The 20,183-nt window shown below is 56.2% G+C and carries 15 protein-coding genes; 4 read left to right on the forward strand and 11 right to left on the reverse strand.

The window, feature by feature from the left end; genetic code table 11:
* Positions 1-15: 15 nt before the first annotated feature.
* The 4 genes from N1058_RS18930 to N1058_RS18945 all read left to right on the forward strand — a co-directional run bounded on the left by N1058_RS18930 (position 16) and on the right by N1058_RS18945 (position 5,374).
* Positions 16-1,608: a hypothetical protein gene (locus tag N1058_RS18930; protein WP_265519156.1), complete on the forward strand. Its 1,593-nt coding sequence runs from the start codon at positions 16-18 to the stop codon at positions 1,606-1,608.
* A gap of 842 nt (positions 1,609-2,450) precedes the next feature.
* Positions 2,451-3,242: an ABC transporter permease gene (locus tag N1058_RS18935; RefSeq protein WP_265519157.1), complete on the forward strand. Its 792-nt coding sequence runs from the start codon at positions 2,451-2,453 to the stop codon at positions 3,240-3,242.
* Positions 3,242-3,967: an ABC transporter ATP-binding protein gene (locus N1058_RS18940; protein WP_265519158.1), complete on the forward strand. Its 726-nt coding sequence runs from the start codon at positions 3,242-3,244 to the stop codon at positions 3,965-3,967. The genes N1058_RS18935 and N1058_RS18940 overlap by 1 nt, the downstream gene beginning before the upstream one ends.
* Positions 3,968-4,039: 72 nt before the next feature.
* Positions 4,040-5,374 carry a UDP-glucose dehydrogenase family protein gene (locus tag N1058_RS18945; protein WP_265519159.1) on the forward strand — a complete coding sequence of 445 codons (1,335 nt, stop codon included), beginning with the start codon at positions 4,040-4,042 and terminating at the stop codon, positions 5,372-5,374.
* Positions 5,375-5,419: 45 nt separating this feature from the next.
* Here the strand turns inward: N1058_RS18945 and N1058_RS24280 are convergent, their stop codons facing one another.
* The 11 genes from N1058_RS24280 to N1058_RS18995 form a co-directional block, all read right to left on the reverse strand.
* The gene (locus N1058_RS24280; protein ID WP_420848016.1) at positions 5,420-6,121 is read right to left on the reverse strand and encodes a class I SAM-dependent methyltransferase; all 702 of its coding nucleotides are present in this window, start codon (positions 6,119-6,121) and stop codon (positions 5,420-5,422) included.
* A gap of 38 nt (positions 6,122-6,159) precedes the next feature.
* Positions 6,160-7,074 carry an NAD-dependent epimerase/dehydratase family protein gene (locus N1058_RS18950; RefSeq protein ID WP_265519160.1) on the reverse strand — a complete coding sequence of 305 codons (915 nt, stop codon included), beginning with the start codon at positions 7,072-7,074 and terminating at the stop codon, positions 6,160-6,162.
* A complete protein-coding gene (locus N1058_RS18955) occupies positions 7,071-10,796 on the reverse strand; it encodes a glycosyltransferase (RefSeq protein ID WP_265519161.1) in 3,726 nt (1,241 codons plus the stop codon). Before N1058_RS18955 ends, N1058_RS18950 begins: the two co-directional genes overlap by 4 nt.
* Positions 10,797-10,871: 75 nt before the next feature.
* A complete protein-coding gene (locus tag N1058_RS18960) occupies positions 10,872-12,521 on the reverse strand; it encodes a sulfotransferase family protein (protein ID WP_265519162.1) in 1,650 nt (549 codons plus the stop codon).
* 89 nt (positions 12,522-12,610) lie between these two features.
* Positions 12,611-13,540 (reverse strand): glycosyltransferase family 2 protein, encoded by a 930-nt coding sequence (locus tag N1058_RS18965; protein WP_265519163.1) that lies wholly within the window; start codon positions 13,538-13,540, stop codon positions 12,611-12,613.
* Between the two features lie 25 nt (positions 13,541-13,565).
* Positions 13,566-15,419 (reverse strand): glycosyltransferase family 2 protein, encoded by a 1,854-nt coding sequence (locus tag N1058_RS18970; RefSeq protein ID WP_265519164.1) that lies wholly within the window; start codon positions 15,417-15,419, stop codon positions 13,566-13,568.
* Between the two features lie 135 nt (positions 15,420-15,554).
* Positions 15,555-16,448, reverse strand: a complete 894-nt coding sequence (rfbD, locus tag N1058_RS18975) for a dTDP-4-dehydrorhamnose reductase (protein WP_265519165.1) — start codon at positions 16,446-16,448, stop codon at positions 15,555-15,557.
* Entirely contained in the window at positions 16,445-17,515 is a 1,071-nt protein-coding gene (rfbB, locus tag N1058_RS18980) for a dTDP-glucose 4,6-dehydratase (RefSeq protein ID WP_265519166.1), read from the reverse strand. The genes rfbD and rfbB overlap by 4 nt, the downstream gene beginning before the upstream one ends.
* Before the next feature lie 33 nt (positions 17,516-17,548).
* Positions 17,549-18,100: a dTDP-4-dehydrorhamnose 3,5-epimerase gene (gene rfbC, locus N1058_RS18985; protein WP_265519167.1), complete on the reverse strand. Its 552-nt coding sequence runs from the start codon at positions 18,098-18,100 to the stop codon at positions 17,549-17,551.
* Complete coding sequence (rfbA, locus tag N1058_RS18990; RefSeq protein WP_265519209.1) at positions 18,097-18,978, reverse strand: glucose-1-phosphate thymidylyltransferase RfbA; 882 nt, start codon at positions 18,976-18,978, stop codon at positions 18,097-18,099. Before rfbA ends, rfbC begins: the two co-directional genes overlap by 4 nt.
* A gap of 29 nt (positions 18,979-19,007) precedes the next feature.
* A complete protein-coding gene (locus N1058_RS18995) occupies positions 19,008-19,937 on the reverse strand; it encodes a glycosyltransferase family 2 protein (protein ID WP_265519168.1) in 930 nt (309 codons plus the stop codon).
* Positions 19,938-20,183: the final 246 nt, after the last annotated feature.

The following is a 20,183-nucleotide window of genomic DNA, read 5'->3' on the forward strand; positions in this document are numbered from 1 at the left end:
CGCGCAGCAAAAAAAATGAGCAGCCACAAGGGGCGGCAATCGGACTCCAAGACAGAGGCCGGGAAATCGACCGCCGCCAAGTCGGAAGGCAATCTGTCCCTTGCGGTTACGGCGGGTGCGTTGGGGCTTGGAATAACGCTTCTCGAGCAGGAACAGGCGGCAGCGGCTGCCGCAACCAGCGCGGACACCCCCAATATCGACTACACTCATACTTCGAGCGTTTCGGGTATGACGGGTCAGGTCACTGCAAACTTCGATTATTCGGAGATCGTCGATTCTGCGGCATTTGACGGGCAAAGCGTTCCCATCGTCGTGGCTGCGGCAACCCCGGACCCGTCGCTCGATCTGCAGGGCCTTGCCCAGCAGATCGGAGCCTTGGCGACCGAGAGTGGTGCGCAGGAGACCGCGCTTTCTGCCCCTCCGGAAGGCGAGCCTGCTGAGGCAGAAGGCCCCGTGCAGTATGCCTCCTACGATTCGGGAACAGTTACCGACGCGGCCGGCTCCGGGTCCGGTACGAGCAATGTCATTTCGGGCGGTGGCAGCATACTTCCTTCGGGCTCGACGGTCACCGACCCGCTTACCCAGGTGAGCGATATCCTGGACAACCTTCAGGGAGGCAGCGGCGGATCGGGCAGCATTCCTATCGTGGGATCGATCGTCCCCGGCATGCCAGACCCGGTAGGCGAGGTCGTCGAAGGTATCCTGGGCGGCGAGGACGGCTCCGGCCTCGTTCCCGAAGTGGTTGAAACCGTGACGGACACGGTCGACGATGTGGTGGATACGGTTGGCGACCTCGTTGGCGGCCTTCTGGGCGATGGCGATGGCTCCGGTCTCGTCCCCGAAGTGGCTGAAACGGTAACGGACACGGTCGGCAATGTGGTCGAAGTCGTGGATGACGTGGTGGGCACCGTCGGTGACCTCGTCGGGGGTCTTCTGGGCGGGACGGGAACCACCGCAACGGGCACACTCGGAGCGGTAACCAATGTCGCGGGAAACCTCTTGGGCAATGGCGACGGGTCCGGTCTCGTCCCCGAAGTGGTTGAAACCGTAACGGACACGGTCGACGATGTGGTCGAAGTCGTGGATGACGTGGTGGACACTGTCGGCGACCTCGTCGGGGGTCTCCTGGGCGGGACGGGGACCACCGCAACGGGCACACTCGGAGAGGCGACCGATGTCGCGGAAGGCCTATTGGGCGATGACGGCGAATCCGAAGTGGTCCAAGATGCCGTTGAAACCGTGTCGGACACGGTCAACGATGTGGTCGAGGTCGTGGATGACGTGGTGGACACTGTCGGCGACCTCGTAGGAGATCTCCTGGGTGGTGGCGACGACTCAGGCCCCCTTCCCGACACTGGCTCGGCCGTGCCGGGCGCGCTCGACGCGATCGACGATGCGGCTTCCTCATCCACCACGGAAGACGCGTTGGCATCTGCTCAACTTCAGCCGAATATCTTCGAAGCCGCCAACGATGCATTGCAGCTTTCCGACGGGCTTGTCGATATCCTCGTTCCAGATATAGGCTTCATAGGACAATCTATACTCGATACCAGCGATCACCATGAGGCGGCAAACCCGCACGGTTCCCTTCTTCACCTATGGGGCTGAACAACGGCCGATCTGATCGAGAGGCGTGTCGGCAGCCACGCAGGTTTGTGTGTGTGTCTGCCGGTCGAAGCCGAGGCTACGCCGTGCTGGAGCATTTCGCCGTGGCGACGCTGTTTCTGGCCGGTCTGCCTCCACAATCTCGGCAAGGTTCGTGCTCCCGATTCAAGATAAATGTCCACCAGCTCGGGTAAAACTTTACCATCGTGAGATATCTGCTGGCTCCCCACGGAATCGGATCAATCGGCGCACATCACCACTCGTCGTCGCTGAGCCCTACTACACTTCTCGTCGTTGTTGACATCGGTCGGCGGATTCTTGGCCTGACATATACCGGTGTTGGTGTTCCCCGACCGTTTTGCCCTACCGGCGTTCTTTGTGGTGGCAAGTGCGGTTTTTCTTTTGGTTGTCATTGAGGGTGCTATGCCGTCTTTTAGCGTTAGCTGCGATCTCCGGGCTCCGGGTCGAAACTATCAGCCGCTTTATGACGCACTACAGAAGGCAGGTGCAGTTCGCGCGCTGCGATCTCTTTGGCTGCTCGACGATCCCGGGACGGCAGTCCAGATCAGAGAAGCTCTGATGCTGTTGGTTGACGAAAATGATGGCATACTTGTCATCGAAATGGTGAGAAATTCACACTGGGCGGCGTGCAAAATGCTTCCCGGAGCCGCCGAATGGCTGAGGGCTCGGACACCGTAAGAAGAGGGCCGCACCCAATCATGGGCCAACAAGTCGCAGCTTGTCAGGCAGAGTTGGCAAGCGCTGGAATGCCGCAACCGCAGAACTGAAGCCTGTTTGCATTCCTGTCTGCACGTGCTAACAGCCGGCGACTTGGAAGGTCGAGAATGTTTGCTACCATCAAGAGCGCCCTGGCGGATATCTGTGCAGGCCTGCGCATGCGGCGCGTGTGGATCGCGCTGGCGCAGGAAGACATAGGCGACCAGCACCGGCGCACTGCGCTCGGGCCCTTGTGGCTGCTCATCAATTACCTAGCCTTCGCCGGCACCTTCATTTTCGTGTTCCACAGGGGCGACGCCGGCTCGGCCAATTACGCGGCTCATGTGGCGACGGGGCTTCTGGTGTGGTTCTACATCATGGAGACGATCACGCAGAGCGTGTCTCTGTTTGTCCGCGAGGAGAGCTTCATCAAGGGCACGACGCTGCCGCTGTCGGTCTATGTCATGCGCCTTGCCATGCAGGCGGCCATCCGGGCCGGCTATGCGCTCGCCGGTTGCATAGCCATCCTGCTGATGAGCGGCGTTGGGATTTCATTTGCATGGATCTGGTCGGCGCTGGCCATCCTGCTCATCCTGGCCACCACGCCGGCGGCCATCATCCTCTTCGCCTTTCTGGGCGCCTATTTTCCCGACAGCCAGTTCGTCGTCTCGAACCTGATGCGTATCGGCATGTTCCTGACGCCCGTCTTCTGGACCTATGAGGGCACAGGCGGCGTGCAGCACATCTTCTACTACTGGAACCCCTTCACCTATTTCCTGGAGATCGTGCGCATGCCGATCCTTTCCGGCAGCCTGCCGGCAAACGCCTTCCTCTTCTGCGCGGCCGCCAGCCTCACCCTGTGGGCAGTTGCCCTCATGCTGCTCGGCCGCTTCCGCAAACAGGTGGTCTTCGTCATCTGATGGTTTCGATCCATGTCAGCAATCTGAGTTTGGTCTATCGTCTGCGCGAAAAACTGACGCTTGCCAAGCGTGACCGACGCCTTCCCACCGGTGGGCGGCTGGAAGGTAAAGGTCGTACCCAGTACGTTACTGCGCTTGATGGCGTGAGCTTTGAGCTTGCGGCCGGCGACCGGCTGGGCCTTGTGGGCGCGAATGGTGCGGGCAAAACGACGCTGCTCAAAGTCCTCTATGGCATCTATGCGCCAACCTCGGGCAGCGTCGAGGTTGAGGGTCGTGTGGACGCTCTGTTCAACATCAGCCTCGGCTTCCGTCGGGAGGCGACCGGCCGCCGCAATATCGTGCTCCGCGGCCTCATGAACGGCTGGAACATGGACGAGATCGAAGCCCGCATGGAGGATGTCATCGAGTTCAGCGAGCTCGGCGACTTCATCGATCTCCCCTTCAAGACATACAGCCAGGGTATGGCCGCCCGCCTCGCCTTCTCCGTTGCCACCAGTCTGGACCCGGAGATCCTACTGATGGACGAATGGATTGGCGCGGGCGATCCAAAGTTTCAGGACAAGGCACGCAACCGCATGTCGGAACTGGCGGAGAAGGCGGGCATCATCGTGCTTGCCAGCCACAATCATGGCCTGCTCAAGAAGACATGCAACAAGATATTGGAGCTTGAGAGCGGCAGCGTCAAAGGCCTCCACCTGGCGGAGGAATGGGCGACATCGTCGTGATGGCCATGTTGCAGCCTCCGCCATGAGACGAACGCTTCGCCAAGGCACTTTTCGGTAGTAGGGGTCAATACGTTGCAGATCACGATTTTTGGAACCGGCTATGTCGGCCTGGTGCAGGCCGCGGTCTTCGCGGAGGCCGGCTATGACGTCGTGTGCGTCGACATCGATGACGGAAAGGTCGAGCAGCTCAAGCGGGGCGAAGTTCCGATCTATGAGCCGGGCCTGGAGCATCTCGTCAGGGAGAACGGCGCATCGAGGCGTCTTCGTTTCACCACCGATGCGGCGGAAGGCGTTCGTCACGGTCTCGTGCAGTTCATCGCCGTCGGAACGCCGCCGGACGAGGACGGCTCCGCCGATCTGAAGCACGTGCTTGCCGTCGCCGACAGCATCGCTGCCCATATGGACCAGCAAAGGCTTGTTGTCGTGAAATCGACGGTGCCCGTGGGCACATCCGACCGGGTCCGAGCCGCAATGAAGGCGCGGCTCGAGCAGCGCGGACGGACGGAGGTCCCCTTCGATGTTGCATCGAACCCCGAGTTCCTCAAGGAGGGCTCAGCGGTGGCCGACTGCACCAAGCCCGACCGCATCATCATCGGCACCGAAAGCGCCGAGACCGAGCGCATGCTGCGCGAGCTGTACGCGCCCTTCAACCGCAACCACGAAAAAATCATCGCCATGGATGTGCGCAGCGCCGAGCTCACCAAATATGCGGCCAACTGCATGCTGGCCACGAAGATCAGCTTCATGAACGAGATGGCCAACCTCGCTGGCACGCTCGGCGCGGACATCGAGAAGGTCCGGCTGGGCATAGGCGCCGATCCGCGCATCGGCTATCACTTCATCTATCCAGGCGTTGGCTATGGCGGCTCCTGCTTCCCGAAGGACGTGCGGGCCATGATCCACACGGCCGAGACGCTCGATTTCGACGCTATGGTGCTGAAGGCCGTGGAGGGCCGCAACGAGGCGCAGAAGGAATTCCTGTTCGCCAGGATCGACAGCCACTTCAAGGGCGACCTCATCGGGCGCACATTCGCCCTGTGGGGCCTCGCCTTCAAGCCCAACACCAACGACATGCGCGAAGCCCCCTCCCGCGTGCTCATGGAGGCCCTGTGGCAGGCCGGCGCAAATGTGCGCGCCTACGACCCCGAAGCAATGGAAGAATGCCGGCGCATCTATGGCGCGCGAGAGGACCTGACGCTGTGCGAAACCAAGGAGGAGGCTCTGGCCGGGGCCGATGCCCTGGTGGTGGTCACCGAATGGAAAAGCTTCCAGGCCCCCGACTTTCCTTCACTCAAAGTTGCGCTCAAGGAGCCGGTTATCTTTGACGGGCGGAATATCTATGATCCGACAATTGTGGGTAGATATGGGTTGAAGGTTTATGGGGTGGGGAGGCAAGTCAGGCAATAGCCCGTGACTGCCCGTCCGCGTACATCGCGGAGCATCCGACGAAAGCTATAGCTTGATGTCTTTTTTTCGGAGGCAAAATATCGTATTCGAGGTAAACCCTGTTAAAGTCGATTCTGGAATATTAAACTCGGAAAAGTCGACGTACGGATACCTTTTCCGAAGGTCATATTCTAGCGGTATGTCGAATATTTTGCCGATAGTCAGGTGGATGTCCTCCCGGCCAAATCGGCGCACATGATCTTCTTGTCGGAATCGGCGCTTTCTCTCTTCAGGGCCAATATCCGATAAGCATTCCTCATAGCATCCAGCGTATATAGGGATGGAAAATAGATGCCATCCATCTTCCTTTAATGACCGATGCAAATGTATCAGAGTAGTCGTTACGTTACCCGGAATATGCTCCATTACATGCGAGTGAATGACTAGATCAAACGCACAATTAGGTAATTTTTCTGCGTCTTGTACTAAGTCCATTTTCTCAACATTACAGTGTTTATACATTTCAGGAATCAAATCTACAGCTTTATACGCAATCCCAGGCACGGACGTTAAGTACCGCGTAAGACCTATCTCCGGAGCAAGATGCAGAACTGACATTCCGGGAACGATTGAAATCTCCCTATCCAGAAGAAACTTTAATATCCTTGTTCTCTCAACTGATCCGCAATGCCTGCACTTGACATTGAAACGTCCATTCATGTTGTTAAATTCAGAACAACCGCAAATATTACAGTGCATAGCAAGCATTCCCCAACAATATTCTCTGCAGTGATTCTATTCAACAGTTATCTCTGGCATTCGACCATTTTCCTTATTCCGTCTGCAATCCCGACTCTTGGCTCCCAACCTGTGACTCTGCTAAATTTCGCATTATCAAGAATGACTTTCTGTACATCGAAAGTGCGCAGGGCCGCCTGCTCTCGCGCAAGCGACTTTCCAATTGCTTCTTCCAGCAATTGTGCAATGCGATTGATCGAATAGCCTTCGCCTGTACCGATATTGTATTCTCCTGAAGGAATCGACAACTGCGTTGCTGCCAGAAATGCATCTGCTACGTCTTCAATCCAGATATAGTCTCGAATAATCGTCCCATCGCCATAGATTCTCAGAGGCTCATGGTTTTGTATAGATCGCAGAAAATTTGCGATAACACCTATCGGCACGCCTTTGAGTTGGTACGGCCCAAATGGATTTGCAATACGCAAACTGACCCCTTCAAGTTTCTGATGAAAGGCGATCAGTCTCAAGTATCTTTCGACGGCGGCTTTGGATACTCCATATGCTGATATGGGATTAAGTGGCTCATCTTCCGCTGTAGGAACGCGGTCCGTATTGCCGTACACAGTACCGCCACTTGACGCAAAGATAATTTTCCGGACGCCGAGTGAGGCCGCTCTGCTGAATAGATTGACGCTGGCCACGATGTTTTCACTCGCGTCTTTGACCATTCCGTCCATCGAATCCGCAGGATGGGAAGTCCAAGCGAGGTGTATAAGGACATCGGTGCCCTTGAGACTTTGCGTCGCCCCGGCAGTGGCGAGACCGTCGGTCATTACGGTATCTACACCTTGCAATAGCCCGGCTACGCGCGCGAGCCGCCGGCCAGAATCGATGATCTGAACGCGAAAGCCCTGACGCGCAAACGCCGCGTAGATGCTGGTACCTATGAATCCTGCTCCTCCTACTATGGCGATATTCATTTGAGATCGCCACTTAAAGCGTATGCAGGTTTTATTGTCATAATGGGTCGCCAATCGGACGCTAAGAATTGACTCGACTTCTTATGAATGCTCGCTCGAAAGCCTCGTTCTCGTAGACGCTTCGCAATTAAAGGATCCGCTGCGAGTTCTCTGACTGACTGACCTCCAATCAGAGCGAGGCCATCGGGCTCCAGAGCATCAATCACTTTGCTCGTCAGTTGGAACTGCATATTTGCATACGCCACATCTAGATCGGCGATAACCGTTGTAAATTTCTGATCTCCCTTTTCGAATGCCTTGAAGTCAGCGGCGGTAGAGAGACCATAGAGCCGATCCTCCAAAAAACGCCTGAGGCCCGTGTCCCTTCCGAGGAGCGCTGCGCTTTTGCCTCGATGCGTCCTATGGTCATGGGCAATGAATGCAACAATCGCGCGTCCAAAAGGCGTCGAGCCGCAAGACCCACACAGCACTACTCTTGCCGGGTCAGCAAAGCTAATTTCATCCTTTTCGTGTACCTGTCCGCAAAGATTGCAGCGCCACTTTCCGCGGCTATTGGCAACATCCAAGACAGACGCGACGGTTTTGGCGGACAGCGGATGAGCAATTACGGTACCTTCGTCCACGACTGCGGTAAGCCGTGGTAGCGTTTTCGCCGAGATAGATTTGATTTCATCAATTTCCCCAGTTACAGCCCCTCTACTCTCCAGAAAATATGAGTATTCAACATCCATGAGATCTTGAGTAAGCTGATCACTGAACCAACCGTGCTTGACCAAAGTGTCACGACGAATGGCATACACCCCTCCTTGAACATGCGACAGTGCTCTATGCGGATTGCTATGTGCAAAATGTTGATTGCGGAACTTTGGGAACTGCGGGTGACGCACCATCTCCCTTCCTAGCGTCGCTTTTGGGAGATGCGTCTTATATCCGGCGATCGCATAGTCAGGGTTGGCACGCATTCGTTCGATGATCGCTCGCTCCCAACCGTGATCTTTGATGAACCCCTCTTTACTGCACACATAGATCGCAAACTCCGCATTCCCGTATGACAGCGCTTGGTTCGAGGCAGGTCCGCAATAAACGTTTTTTCTATTTTCTATCAACCTCACGTTATGCCAGCCGGCTATCAATTCCTTGATAGCACATATAAACTCACTTTCACTCCCATTGTCGACTATAGTTAGAGAAAACCTTGTTGTTGTCTTTTCCAATATTCTCCTAATTATCTCGATAGTATCATCTTTGCTGTCATACTTTTCAGTGTTGTAGGTCACAGTGAAAATTTCTATCTCGTGTCCCTGCCAGATATCGAGCAGACGCCGAATTGTGTTGTCGGCTCCGACCCTCGCCTTCAGGAACTGGCGAGCACCTGCTATCAGTTCGGCACGCTCCGCCTCCGACATAGCGAAGAGCCTTCGAATAGCTGCAGCTAAGCTATTCGGGTCACGCGGTTGAGCTACCAACGCCTCAATACCATCACGCAAATAGTCCGGAACAGCTGATACGGCTGTTGTTATCACAGGCTTCTCTGCCGCCATGGCTTCCAGTATCACTGTCGGGAAGCCATCGATGTCTCCATCTGACGCCTCTACAGACGGCACCACAACGAAATCTGCATCCGTATAGGCTTTGGCGAGTTCCTCGCGCCCTTCAATCGCGCCAGGAAATTCGATATTGGTCAGTCCCAATTCCAAGACCCGTCGCCTGTAGGACTCTTCGAGTGACCCATATCCATAGACCACGAACGAAACAGGAAGGTCGTGCAAGTGCGCAGCAGCCTCGATCAGGTATCCTATTCCCTTCTTCTCGATAAACCGCGCGATCACTACACCCCGCCATGACCGACGTTCGGGAGTGACGCGGGGCGGGCACGCGACACGAAAATCTTCTTCTTCGATAGCTTGAAAATTATAGGAGATTTTGTGCCGATCAACGCCCTTCGCTTCCAAGAAACGCCGATGGTGGTCACCATAGACAAAAACGCGAAGACATCTTTCGTCATTTGATATCTTTTCTAAACGACTGCGATCTCGGTTCTTGTGATGAAAGATGTCAACGGCATGAGGCATGTAGGTGTAATTTACTTCAGCCAACTCACATGCAGGCTGAACGAAAAGCGTCACTCCTGGATATGCAAAGTGACTATGACAGATGTTTCTTCCCGTTTCGATCAATGCCTGCGCTAGCGCATGTGCATCACCTACCTGAATGGCGTCTATGGAAAAGTCCAAGACTGCTTTTCTTTCCGGGTCGCGTGCATAGAACACCTTTACATCATAACCGTTTTCTTTCAGCCATCTCAACTCATTTAAGACAAAAGTCTGCGAGAGTGCCGGGAAATCAAAGACAAAATATCCTATTTTTAGGGTGTCAATTCCGTTTCTAATTCTGTCCTGGAAGTTTTTCCTCGCAATCCGCCTATAATTTTTTTCAAGGCCCTCAGTGAATGTTATATTTTTTAGGTTATCTCGATCTAAATAATAGTCTACGGCGCAGAATGGGAGGTACATCGGTTCAAAAAGCTTAGTGTACCTGAGTATCACATCCCAGTCGACCAACCTCGTTAGCCTCTCATCGAATCCACCGAGCTGATCGAACAAAGCCCGTCTATGCATAAAAACATTTAGGTCAATGAAGTTTCCTTTTAGGAGTTGCGTCCGATCGAAATTTGACGCACGAAAATTAGTCTGCCCAGTAGAGATGTTATGAGACTTTAGCGCAGCGTAGGCAGTATAGAGATGCTCACACTCTGCAAATGCAGCACTCATCACCAGAAGGTACTCAGGTCGCCAGCTATTATCACTATCAAGGTACGCTATAAGATCTCCACTGGCGATCATTAGCCCAGCATTACGGGCGGCAGAGACACCTCCATGCTTGTTGCCTATTATTTTAATAAACCCAGAGTTTATTTCTCCCCGAAAGTTCGAATTCAGGAAACCAATGGTGCCATCTGTACTCCCATCGTCCGATATAATAATCTCATGCGGCTTCGAGTATTGCCTCATCGCGGAGCGAATTGCATTGCCTACTGTATCACGACGATTATACGTTGGTATGACAACTGATACAGTCGGTTTTATCTTAGCGGAATCGATTATCTCTCCTGAAATCTCTATGAGAGCTTCTGGTATTCTCTCCAGGTCGTTGGCAATTTCTGCCTCCGAGAAAAATCGCGCGATGCGCGAAACGTCTGGCCAGCTCTTCGCAAACTCGGGGCCACGGGCGAGGCTGATATCTTGATTTGCAACAGCAGACTGCCTGAATCGAGGCACTGCTGCGAGCTGCGGAGTAGGCAGTTCTGAGCTTCGTGGAAATCGCCCCTCTTTCAACCCGAACTTCACGTAATGCAGCAATGGATCAATACCTGCAGCTGCTACGTCTTCATTCAAATCGAGATAACGTCGTGAATTGAAAATCTCTGATGGGTCGCGCCCAAGCCTAGCGCCAAGCCACAGATAGTGTTCGATCGGGTCCATGCCGAGCGCCTTCACGTCCGGATAGGTCCTCAAATACCAGTCGGCATCGAACAAGCCCGATGTGCGGATGGCCTCGATATCTTCTTTGCTAAAGCGATTCACACCGCTCCCCTTCGTGCTGCCAATTTCGTGCCGGCACCTTCTTGTGCCAGAGACCTTCCGGATGCTTTGAACTGTTTCCTCCGGACTAGCCATTAACGCTTCCCGGACGATGGCAAAAGCAGCGGCCGGCTGCGGCACTGGGCCTTGCCCTGTATCGGCTATTGGCCAACAGCGCGTCAACCAATAATGGCATGATTCGAGCGCCCCTCCGCGTCAGCTGCGCCGACGCCCTTCCATCATGCCGTGGCTGATGTAGTGGCGCAATGGTTCGGCGCGGTCCTGCGAGACGTCAGGATGCGCCTGTAGGTAAGCTTGACCGTCAAACAGGCCCCGGCGCTTCAACTGGATCTTGCGCAGGGCAAGGGCCAGAGGGCCGGGCAGCAGGCCGGCGAGCCGGCCTCTGCGGCTGTCGCCGATCAGGGTCGATGCGACCTGCCGCAACCATTCCGCCTGCTCTTCCTTCACGCGCAGGAGCTGCGTCAGCGTGGCGATCTCCGAGAAACGCTCCTGTAAGCTGCGCTCCACCCGCTGCTTTTCGGCAATCTGCTGGCGGTACTCGCCCTGCTGCTTTTCGGCAGCCTGCAGCCGGCGTTCGATCTGCTGCATTTCGGCAGGACGTTTGTCCGCTGGTTTTTCGGCAAGGGGGTTGTCCGTCGGTTTTTCGGCCTTCACCAGCACGGCTTCCGTTTGCGTTTTCAGGTCGCCCAGCAGCAGTTCGACCTGTTCCTTGTAGCTGGCCGCAAGCGCCTCCTGCCTGGCATAGGCCTCCGCCATCCGGTCGGCCTCCTGGCGAGCCTTGGCGAGTGCGCCATCGGTCTCCGAGAGTTTATCATGCGCGGCGGCAAGCGCCTCTTCCGCTTCGGCCGCCGCATGAGCCCGGCTCTCCAACTCGGCCTCGAGGCGCTCTGCCTTCTCCGCCCGCTCCGCCAATGCCTGATCCAGCTCCCGCGATTTTTTCGCGGCCTTCCGCCCAGCCACGATCAGGCGCCCGAAGGCGGGCCCCGCAGTGCCGAGTTCGGCCCGGATACGGTCGAGAACGGGAAAATCCTCCTGCCTTTCACCCTCGGCCGTCCAGGCGCTGAAAATCTGGAAGGTATCGCGCAGCCAGCCGGACAGCATGGGGTTTTCGGCGACACGTTCCGGCGCTTCCCGGTGGTGCCTGTATCGCTCCGACAGGAAACCATCGATCTCCGCCGCCGCATTGCCGGATAGCCGCGGCCAACCGATGCCCAGGGCCGCCTCCGCGCCCTTCATCACGCGGTTCCAATCCTTCATCAACTGTTCATAGCTCGCGAAAAAGCGCGGCAACCCGCGCGAGGCGACCTCGGCATCGAGCACATGCCGCAGCCACAGCAGATAACCGAAGTCCGGCTCGAAGCCGTTGCGCTTTTCCAGCGAAGCGCCGACTTCCAGCGGATTGCGGATTGGGGAAACGACCAGCGGCGCAATGCCGGCCCGCTCCAGAACGTCCAGCCAGAAGGGGGCCATGCGGCAGATTCGAGGATCTTTGAGCACCAATAGCGAGGAGGAGCCGAACTGCTCTTTCAGTGCAGCGAGCGCCTCTTCGCGAAATTCCTTCAGCTTCGGCGATCGGAGCCAGCCGGGATTGAACTCCAGCCAATCATCCCAGCTCGTGCCGGCGGATTCCAGGATTCGGTCGTTGAGTCGCTGGATGTTTGTCGATTCCCAGTGTCCGGTTTCATTGGTCTTGTGGGCGCCCATCAGCGTCTTGGGCAGATCGCAGCCCGCAAGGCTCAGGACACGCGTGAACGCGCTCGTGCCGGAGCGATGCATGCCCAGGACGAGAATCGCGTAGCGCTCAGTTGCCTTGCGAGCGCGCTGCCTTTCTGAACCTGCCTTCACAAAAATTCCCCCTCAATGTTGTCGTTATCTCTTGGCGCAGCTTTTTGCATTTTCCAAGGGACTTTCGTGCACCCACGATTTGTTGTGACCTAACGTTCGGCTTTCTGCATGGCTTTGTCAGGGCAGGCAAACGGCGTCAATGCCGATACCGTGTCATCAAGCCGGATGATCGGCTCGTCGCAACCATTCCTCCGCAACGCCGTTCTTATTTTTTCCATTTCTTCGTTCGTCGCCTGGACCAAATGGGCAGGCATGGGATCGCGTACCTCATTGCGGTCGTGACCCAGGAAAAAATCTTCTCCCCGCTTATCGGTCGTAGTCGTCGCTCGACCTCGCGCCGCCTTCTTCCGATCGAACTCAGCACGTGATTTAACGACGTAATGGTTTAGACGGAGGGGGCTCCAACATACGCTGGCGCTCAAGCCGATACCGTGCACTGGATGTTCGGACAGCGGCTTGCCATCTGCGTAAGCATGGCGGAATTTGCGCCCAACCTTAAAATGATGAGGCGTTCCACTGTGCGACAAGTAGGCTGATGGGCGGAGCACTGACTTGTAATGGTGATTTACGCCGAAGTTCTTCTCGGCCCGATGGATGAACCGCTCCACCACCAACCCCTGGGACGGCTCCGTTCGGAACGACGAGCCGTAGGTGGCCCAATTGACAACCACCGCTCCCACGTCCCTGCCGAATCCATTGAACAACAACGGGATCGACCGGTAGTCATCCGCGAGATGGAAGAACTCGTCCGCATCAATGAAAGCGATCCATTCCGCGTCACGCGCATGTCGACGCATGATTTCTACATAGGCGGGAAGCTGCGGAGCCTTTCCCGGGACGTGCGGAAAGCGAATATGGTCGATCAGGCCGATGGAGCGCAAGGTCGCCAGCAGTTCCGTCGTGCCATCGTCAGAATTGTTGTCGGCGATAAAAAACCGCTCGATGCCCAGAACACGATGATAGGCAACCCACTCCAGAATGTATGGACCTTCATTCTTGACGATCGCACCAATGGCCATTTTCGGACCCGCTGCGGTTCCTGCACTAGACTCCAAGTGAAAAGTCCTCCCGATCGAGCGTCAAGTTGACCGAATAATAGGGATCCGGGATGAGGGGCCACCGCCTCTTCATATAGGCTATTTCCGCCTGAAAGCGCCTGATCTTGTCGGGATCATCCTCTGCCCCCCGTGAGACGCTTTCGAGATGATAAAGTTCGGCGTAAGGCGTCCAAACATTGAGATAACCGGCCTCCCGAATCTTCAGACAAAGGTCCACATCATTGAAGGCGATGGTCAGGTCCTTCTCGTTGAAGCCACCGACCCCTTCAAAGACATCCTTACGCACGACAAGGCATGCCGCCGTTACAGCGGAGAGGTTCTGTATGACCTTCAGCCTGTAAAAATATCCTGGGTGACTACGGGAAAAATGCTTGTGAGAGTGGCCGGCAACTCCCCCAATACCAGTGATGACGCCGCCGTGCTGAAGCGTGTCGTTATTGTAGTAGAGCTTTGCTCCTACGCAACCAACATCCGGCTGGACCGCCCACGAAACCATTTCCGTCAGCCAATCCGGCGATATTACCTCTATGTCGTTGTTGACGAGTCCGATAACCGATCCCGCAGCTTGGCTGGCAGCAAAATTATTGATAGCGGAATAGTTAAATTTATTTTTGTAATACAATACTCGTGTATTCTTTTCTTCACTAAGTATATCAAGATAGGATAGCGTTTCCATCTCCACCGAACCGTTATCTACTACAATAATTTCGTAGTTCTGGTAAGTAGTCTTTGAACGGATCGACTCCACGCAGCCACGCAAAAGCTCAACCTTGTCGCGCGTTGGAATAATCAGGCTCACAAGAGGCTCCGGCTCCGGCAGAGAGAAACGGAGGCGATAAAACGGCGTGTCGGAGGCTTGCTCGACTATCGCAGGAAGGCCCATCCGCTCCACATGCTCCTTGAGGGCGCGCAAGCCAGCATCATAGGCATAGCTCTTTTCAGAGCCCTCGGACGCTGTCGAGCCCTTTATTGCTCGCCAATGGTAGAGCACCTTGGGAACATGACGGATTCGCTTGGGATCTATACGCTCGAAGATGCGCAAATTCAGATCGTAATCCTGACTTCCTTCAAAGCCCGGACGCCAACCTCCAACGGCGCGGATATTATCTGTCCGATGGACAGTGAGGTGATTAAGATAGTTCTGCGAACGGAAGAGCTCGCGGGAGAAGTCGGGTTTGAAATAAGGGTCAAAGCGCTTCCCCTGCGCATCAATTTTATCCTCGTCACTATAGATCAGCACAGCGTCAGGATCACGGCAGATTTCCAGGGCGACCTCAGCTAGAGCATGTGGCCGCAGGACATCGTCATGGTCAAGCATTGCCACCCATTCACCCGTCGCCAGTTCGAGGGCAGCATTGGAAGCACGCGAGATGTGGCCGTTTTCTCGGCAGTAAGCCACCTTTACACGGGAATCTTCGCTGTATTTTCCGAGAACCTGGCGCACATGAGGCTCAGTAGAAGCGTCATCACAAATACAAAGCTCCCACCTATCGTATATTTGAGATAGAACACTTTCTATTGCTTCAGCTAAGTACTTCTCCGGTGTATTATAGACCGGCATTAATACGGAAATCAGCGGACGATGATCGAGCTGCTCCAGTTGAACCTTCAGGGCGGCCATATCCGAGTTCTCTAAGGTATCATGAAGCATGACCCATTTTTCGTAGCTGACGCTTCTTCTAAGAACGGCTTCGCCTCTGGTGCGAAGCACCCTCACAAGGCCGCGCACTCCCTTCTGCCTGAAAACCTGCCAAGCACGACCGATGACTCTGGCGGCAAAATGGTGATCCCGCGAAGCGTGGGCGACGAGGCCTGCGATCAGACTGATGGACTGCTTCATTCGTGCATACTGGAGGGCGAAATTACTCAGTGAAGCCCTCTTCCCTGATGACAAGGCCAACACAGATGGGGCCTGCCGCTGATGTCCCGCACTTCCGCGTGATCGCGCGCGAACTGTCTAAACGCAGACCAACTTTCACTCGGACGGGCCCATGCTACCGATTAGCCGCTGAACGACGGCCTTCGTGCTTTGATGCCACTCCGGTGCGCAATAGCGAAAGTTGGAGACGAAGCGGGAACTATCAAGCTGTGAATTGCGCGGTCGTTTAGCTTTCGTCGGGAATTCGGCCGTACTTATGGCCCGTACCTCGGCTGTCGGTCCTCCACATACGCTGCTGACCTCGAAGACGCGACGCGCCACGTCGTACCAGCTTGCACTGCCGCTTGCGGTAAGATGATAGCAGCCAAAGGGACCGGAGCCGCTCGCCTGACGCTCGACAACAGCAAGTATCCCGTCAGCAATATCCAGCGCAGAGGTAGGATTTCCCGTCTGGTCGTCGACTACGCTGACTTCGTCTCGCGCTTCCGCCAGCCTCAGCATGGTCTTCACAAAGTTCTTTCCGAAAGGGCTGTAGACCCAGGCCGTGCGCAAAATGAAATGGCGCGGATTGGCTGCAGCCACAGCCTCCTCCCCGGCAAGCTTGGAGGCGCCGTACACGCTCTTCGGCGCCGGGGCGTCTTCTTCCCGGTAAGGGCCTTCCTTGGCGCCGTCGAAGACATAGTCGGTCGAAAGGTGGATCACGGGCACATCGAGGCTTGCGGCCGCTTCGGCCACTGCGCCTGCGCCTTTGGCATTGATGGCAAAGGCAAGCTCGGGCTCGTCCTCGGCCTGGTCGACCGCCGTATAAGCGGCCGCAGAAACAACGAGGTCGGGCCGCGCGGCTTCAAGCGCCGGAGCCACGGTCTCAGGGCGGGCAAGGTCGAGCACAGGGCGGGCAATGGTTACCACCTCAATGTCGGGGCGCTCCTTCGCCCTTTCCAGAAGGCTCTGCACGACCTGGCCCTGGCTGCCGGTGACGACAATCCTCATGCCGCCCCCTTTACCCCCTCGCCGAGCCGCTCACCGCGATAGTGTTCACGGCGGATGGGGCCCCACCACCATTCGTTTTCCAGATACCAGTCGATCGTCCGGGCGAGGCCGCTTTCAAAAGTATGCTCAGCCCTCCAGCCGAGTTCGCGCTCGATCTTGGCCGGGTCGATGGCATAACGCCGGTCATGACCCGGCCGGTCGGCGACAAAGGTGATCAGGTCGCGATAGCTTTTACCGCCCCCGCGCGGACGCCTCTCATCCAGGAGGTCGCAGATCGCCTCGACGACGCCAAGATTGGTGCGCTCGGCACGGCCGCCAATGTTATAGCTCTGCCCGACCTGTCCCTTAGTCGCGACCAGTTCCAAGGCGCGGGCGTGATCCTCGACGTAAAGCCAGTCGCGGATATTGGCCCCCTTACCGTAAACAGGCAATGGCTGCTCATCGAGCGCATTGAGGATGACCAGCGGGATCAGTTTCTCCGGGAAATGGAACGGCCCGTAATTGTTGGAGCAGTTGGACAGGACGACCGGCAGCCCGTAGGTCTCGTGCCAGGCCCGCACAAAATGATCCGACGCCGCCTTGGAAGCCGAATAAGGCGAGGAAGGCGCATAGGGCGTTTCCTCGGTGAAGACCCCGTCGTCGAAAGGCAGATCGCCGAAAACCTCGTCCGTGGAAACATGGTGGAAGCGGAATCGCTCTTGCTTCCCGGACGGCAGCTCCCGCCAATAGGAAAGCGCCGCGTTAAGCAGCCGGAAGGTCCCGACCACATTGGTCTCGATGAAGGCGCCGGGACCGTCGATGGAACGATCGACATGGCTTTCGGCGGCCAGGTGCATGACGGTGTCGATTTCCTCGCGGCGGAGGATTTCCAGCACCTTTGCATCGTCGCAAATGTCGACAGAGTAGTGTTTATAGCTCGCCGCGTTCGCGATCGGGCGCAGCGACTGAAGATTGCCCGCGTAGGTGAGCTTGTCGAGGTTGACAACCTTGACATCTCCCCTTCCCGCAAGAAGGCGACATACGGCCGAGCCGATGAAACCTGCCCCTCCGGTTACCAGTATGTTCATTGCGCGCTGTCCCCGCTTTGGTACTACGCTGGATCAAAACGTCTCGGAATCCCGAAAAAAAGGTGCTTCTGTATCTTTCTTCGAGAGCTGAACTTCAAGGTCTCTTACCGGCCAATCTATGCCAATTTGCGGATCATCGTAACGAATACCGCGATCGTGCTCGGGCGAATAATAGTCACTCACCTTGTAGGCAACGACCGTATGCTCTTCCAGTGTGACAAAACCGTGAGCGAAGCCCTTGGGCACCAGGATCTGGTTCCATTTTTCTTCGGAAAGCTCCAGCCCCACCCAACGGCCGAAAGTAGAGGAACCGCGCCGGATATCCACCGCCACATCGAATATACGGCCTTTCAGCACGCGTACGAGCTTGTCCTGCGCGCGCGGCGGCAATTGGAAATGGAGCCCGCGCAGCACGCCCTTGCGCGCCGAATAGGACTGGTTGTCCTGCACGAATTCGATACCCACGCCCTGTTCGGCAAATTCTTCCCGATTGTACGTCTCGCTGAAATAGCCCCGCTCATCCCCGAATTTCCGCGGAATGATCTCGAGCACGCCGTCAAGGCCCAGTGGGCGCACCTCGATCATATCGCCTCCTTCTCCGATACACGGCGCTTCAGGTAGGCGGCATATTCCGTTTTGCCGAGGTCTTTCGCGCGCTCCAGCACCTGCTCCGCCCCGAGCCAGCCCATTTCGAAGCCGATCTCTTCCGGACAGGCGATCTTTATTCCCTGGCGGTGCTCGATGGTCCGCACGAAGGAGGAAGCTTCGTGCAGGCTGTCATGCGTGCCGGTGTCGAGCCAAGCATACCCCCTGCCCAATTGCTGAACACTCAAGTTGCCACGCTCGAGATAGGTATTGTTGACTGTCGTAATCTCGAGTTCGCCGCGTACCGATGGCTCGATGCTAGCAGCGATATCCACAACGTCATTGTCGTAAAAATAGAGCCCCGTGACAGCCCAACTGGACTTCGGCTTCTCGGGCTTTTCCTCGATCGAGCGGGCCAGCCCGGTTTCGCGATCGAAGTCGACCACGCCGTAGCGCTGCGGGTCGTCTACGTGGTAGGCGAAAACAGTGGCCCCGCGCTCCTGTTCGATCGCCGCGGCACAAAGCGCCGGCAATCCAACACCATAATAGATGTTGTCGCCGAGGATCATCGAAACAGGGTCGGAGCCGATGAAATCGCGGCCGATGATAAAGGCTTCGGCAAGGCCGTTTGGCTGAGGCTGTTCCGCATAAGAGAACGCAACGCCGAACTGCTCGCCAGTTCCCAGAAGTTCCTTGAAGGCCGCCAGGTCACGCGGCGTTGAGATGATCAGGATTTCGCGAATCCCGGCGAGCATAAGCGTGCTCAAAGGGTAATATATCATTGGCTTGTCGTACACAGGCAGTATCTGCTTCGAAACAGCCAAGGTCAGCGGATAGAGCCGCGTGCCGCTTCCCCCTGCAAGAATAATACCCTTCAAACTACCCTCCAACGATCGATGTATGTTGACTACAATCTGCCAAAAGCTGCGGCAAGATAAAGCGCCACGTCCGAGACCGGCGTTTGGCGGTGAATTCGGTGTGTCCACAGAGAACGCAAGCTCTGCAGCGAACCACCCTTGCGAGCGGCTTTAAAACCGTCCAGCGTCTGGCTCCCACTTTCATCGAGCAGATCTCTGCACCTATCGAGTGCGGCAACGTTGACGGCATTCCAGTCAGCAAACCTGCCATATGCCAGCGCTTGCAAGCGCTTCATGCGAGAAACCCAGCCCTGGTTCTCGCCGATAAGATTGCCGCCATGCTGGCGGTAGCTGACCCTTGGCATGGGATCGTAGATGATTGTGCCGCCTGCTCCCGAAATAATTTGATAGCACCACCAATCGTGACTGACGAAACTGGTCCGCAGGCAACTCTCATGTACGAGATCGAAAGCTGCTCTGTTGAGTACGATGGTATTTCCTCCAGCTATGCTTTGGACGATTGCGTTGCCGAAGTCGGGTTGTCGGGAAAAAAGGGGGGACAGGCCCCTTGCAGCGCCATCCTTCCCAATGAGCCTCGTTCGGCCGCAGTACATAGCCAAAGCTCGCGGCTGCACCTCATCAAGTTTCTTTACGGCATAGGACAATTTGTTTGGGTCCCAGACATCGTCCTGATCGCTGAAAGCAATATACGCGCCGTCAACGGACTTCATGGCCATCATCCGACGAAAATTCTCGACGTAGCCTTGCCGGGGTCCGGCAGTGACATGAAAATCGCCCTTGCACCATCGGGCGCGCCAGGCGTCCAAGATCTCAAGAGTGCCGTCTGTCGACCCATCATCGCTCGCCCACACGTCGATGAAAGGCAAGTCCTGGCGAGCGATGGAATCCAGTTGCTCCTCCAGAAACGACGCGCCATTATAGGTCGCCAACAAAACCGCTACAGTTGGTGCGCGCGTCACAGGCCGCCGTCCTTCTACATACTCTTGGCCGGACTGCTTATGGAGGATCAGACGCAATCAGGCAATGGAGCGCCCCCACCACCCCGCTACGCCGGTGCTATTGGCCCAGTTTGTCGATGTAACGGGGTCTGACTGGAGGAGGACTTGCTGTATACCGTTGTAAGTCGATGTCGACTTCAAGAAGGTGTTCGCCCACCACGATGCCACTGATCATTTGTCCGCGTCATATGCCCTTGCCGAAATGCT

It is taken from the genome of Nitratireductor luteus (genome assembly GCF_026162365.1).
GTDB lineage: Bacteria > Pseudomonadota > Alphaproteobacteria > Rhizobiales > Rhizobiaceae > Chelativorans > Chelativorans luteus.

What these genes read in the sequence shown, in the direction of transcription:
- N1058_RS18950 (WP_265519160.1), bottom strand. Translation starts at nt 7,074, where the DNA reads ATGAATATCGCCATAGTAGGAGGAGCAGGATTCATAGGTACCAGCATC.
- N1058_RS18940 (WP_265519158.1), top strand. Translation starts at nt 3,242, where the DNA reads ATGGTTTCGATCCATGTCAGCAATCTGAGTTTGGTCTATCGTCTGCGC.
- N1058_RS24280 (WP_420848016.1), bottom strand. Translation starts at nt 6,121, where the DNA reads ATGCTTGCTATGCACTGTAATATTTGCGGTTGTTCTGAATTTAACAAC.
- N1058_RS18930 (WP_265519156.1), top strand. Translation starts at nt 16, where the DNA reads ATGAGCAGCCACAAGGGGCGGCAATCGGACTCCAAGACAGAGGCCGGG.
- N1058_RS18970 (WP_265519164.1), bottom strand. Translation starts at nt 15,419, where the DNA reads ATGAAGCAGTCCATCAGTCTGATCGCAGGCCTCGTCGCCCACGCTTCG.
- rfbD (WP_265519165.1), bottom strand. Translation starts at nt 16,448, where the DNA reads ATGAGGATTGTCGTCACCGGCAGCCAGGGCCAGGTCGTGCAGAGCCTT.
- N1058_RS18935 (WP_265519157.1), top strand. Translation starts at nt 2,451, where the DNA reads ATGTTTGCTACCATCAAGAGCGCCCTGGCGGATATCTGTGCAGGCCTG.
- N1058_RS18965 (WP_265519163.1), bottom strand. Translation starts at nt 13,540, where the DNA reads ATGGCCATTGGTGCGATCGTCAAGAATGAAGGTCCATACATTCTGGAG.
- rfbC (WP_265519167.1), bottom strand. Translation starts at nt 18,100, where the DNA reads ATGATCGAGGTGCGCCCACTGGGCCTTGACGGCGTGCTCGAGATCATT.
- rfbB (WP_265519166.1), bottom strand. Translation starts at nt 17,515, where the DNA reads ATGAACATACTGGTAACCGGAGGGGCAGGTTTCATCGGCTCGGCCGTA.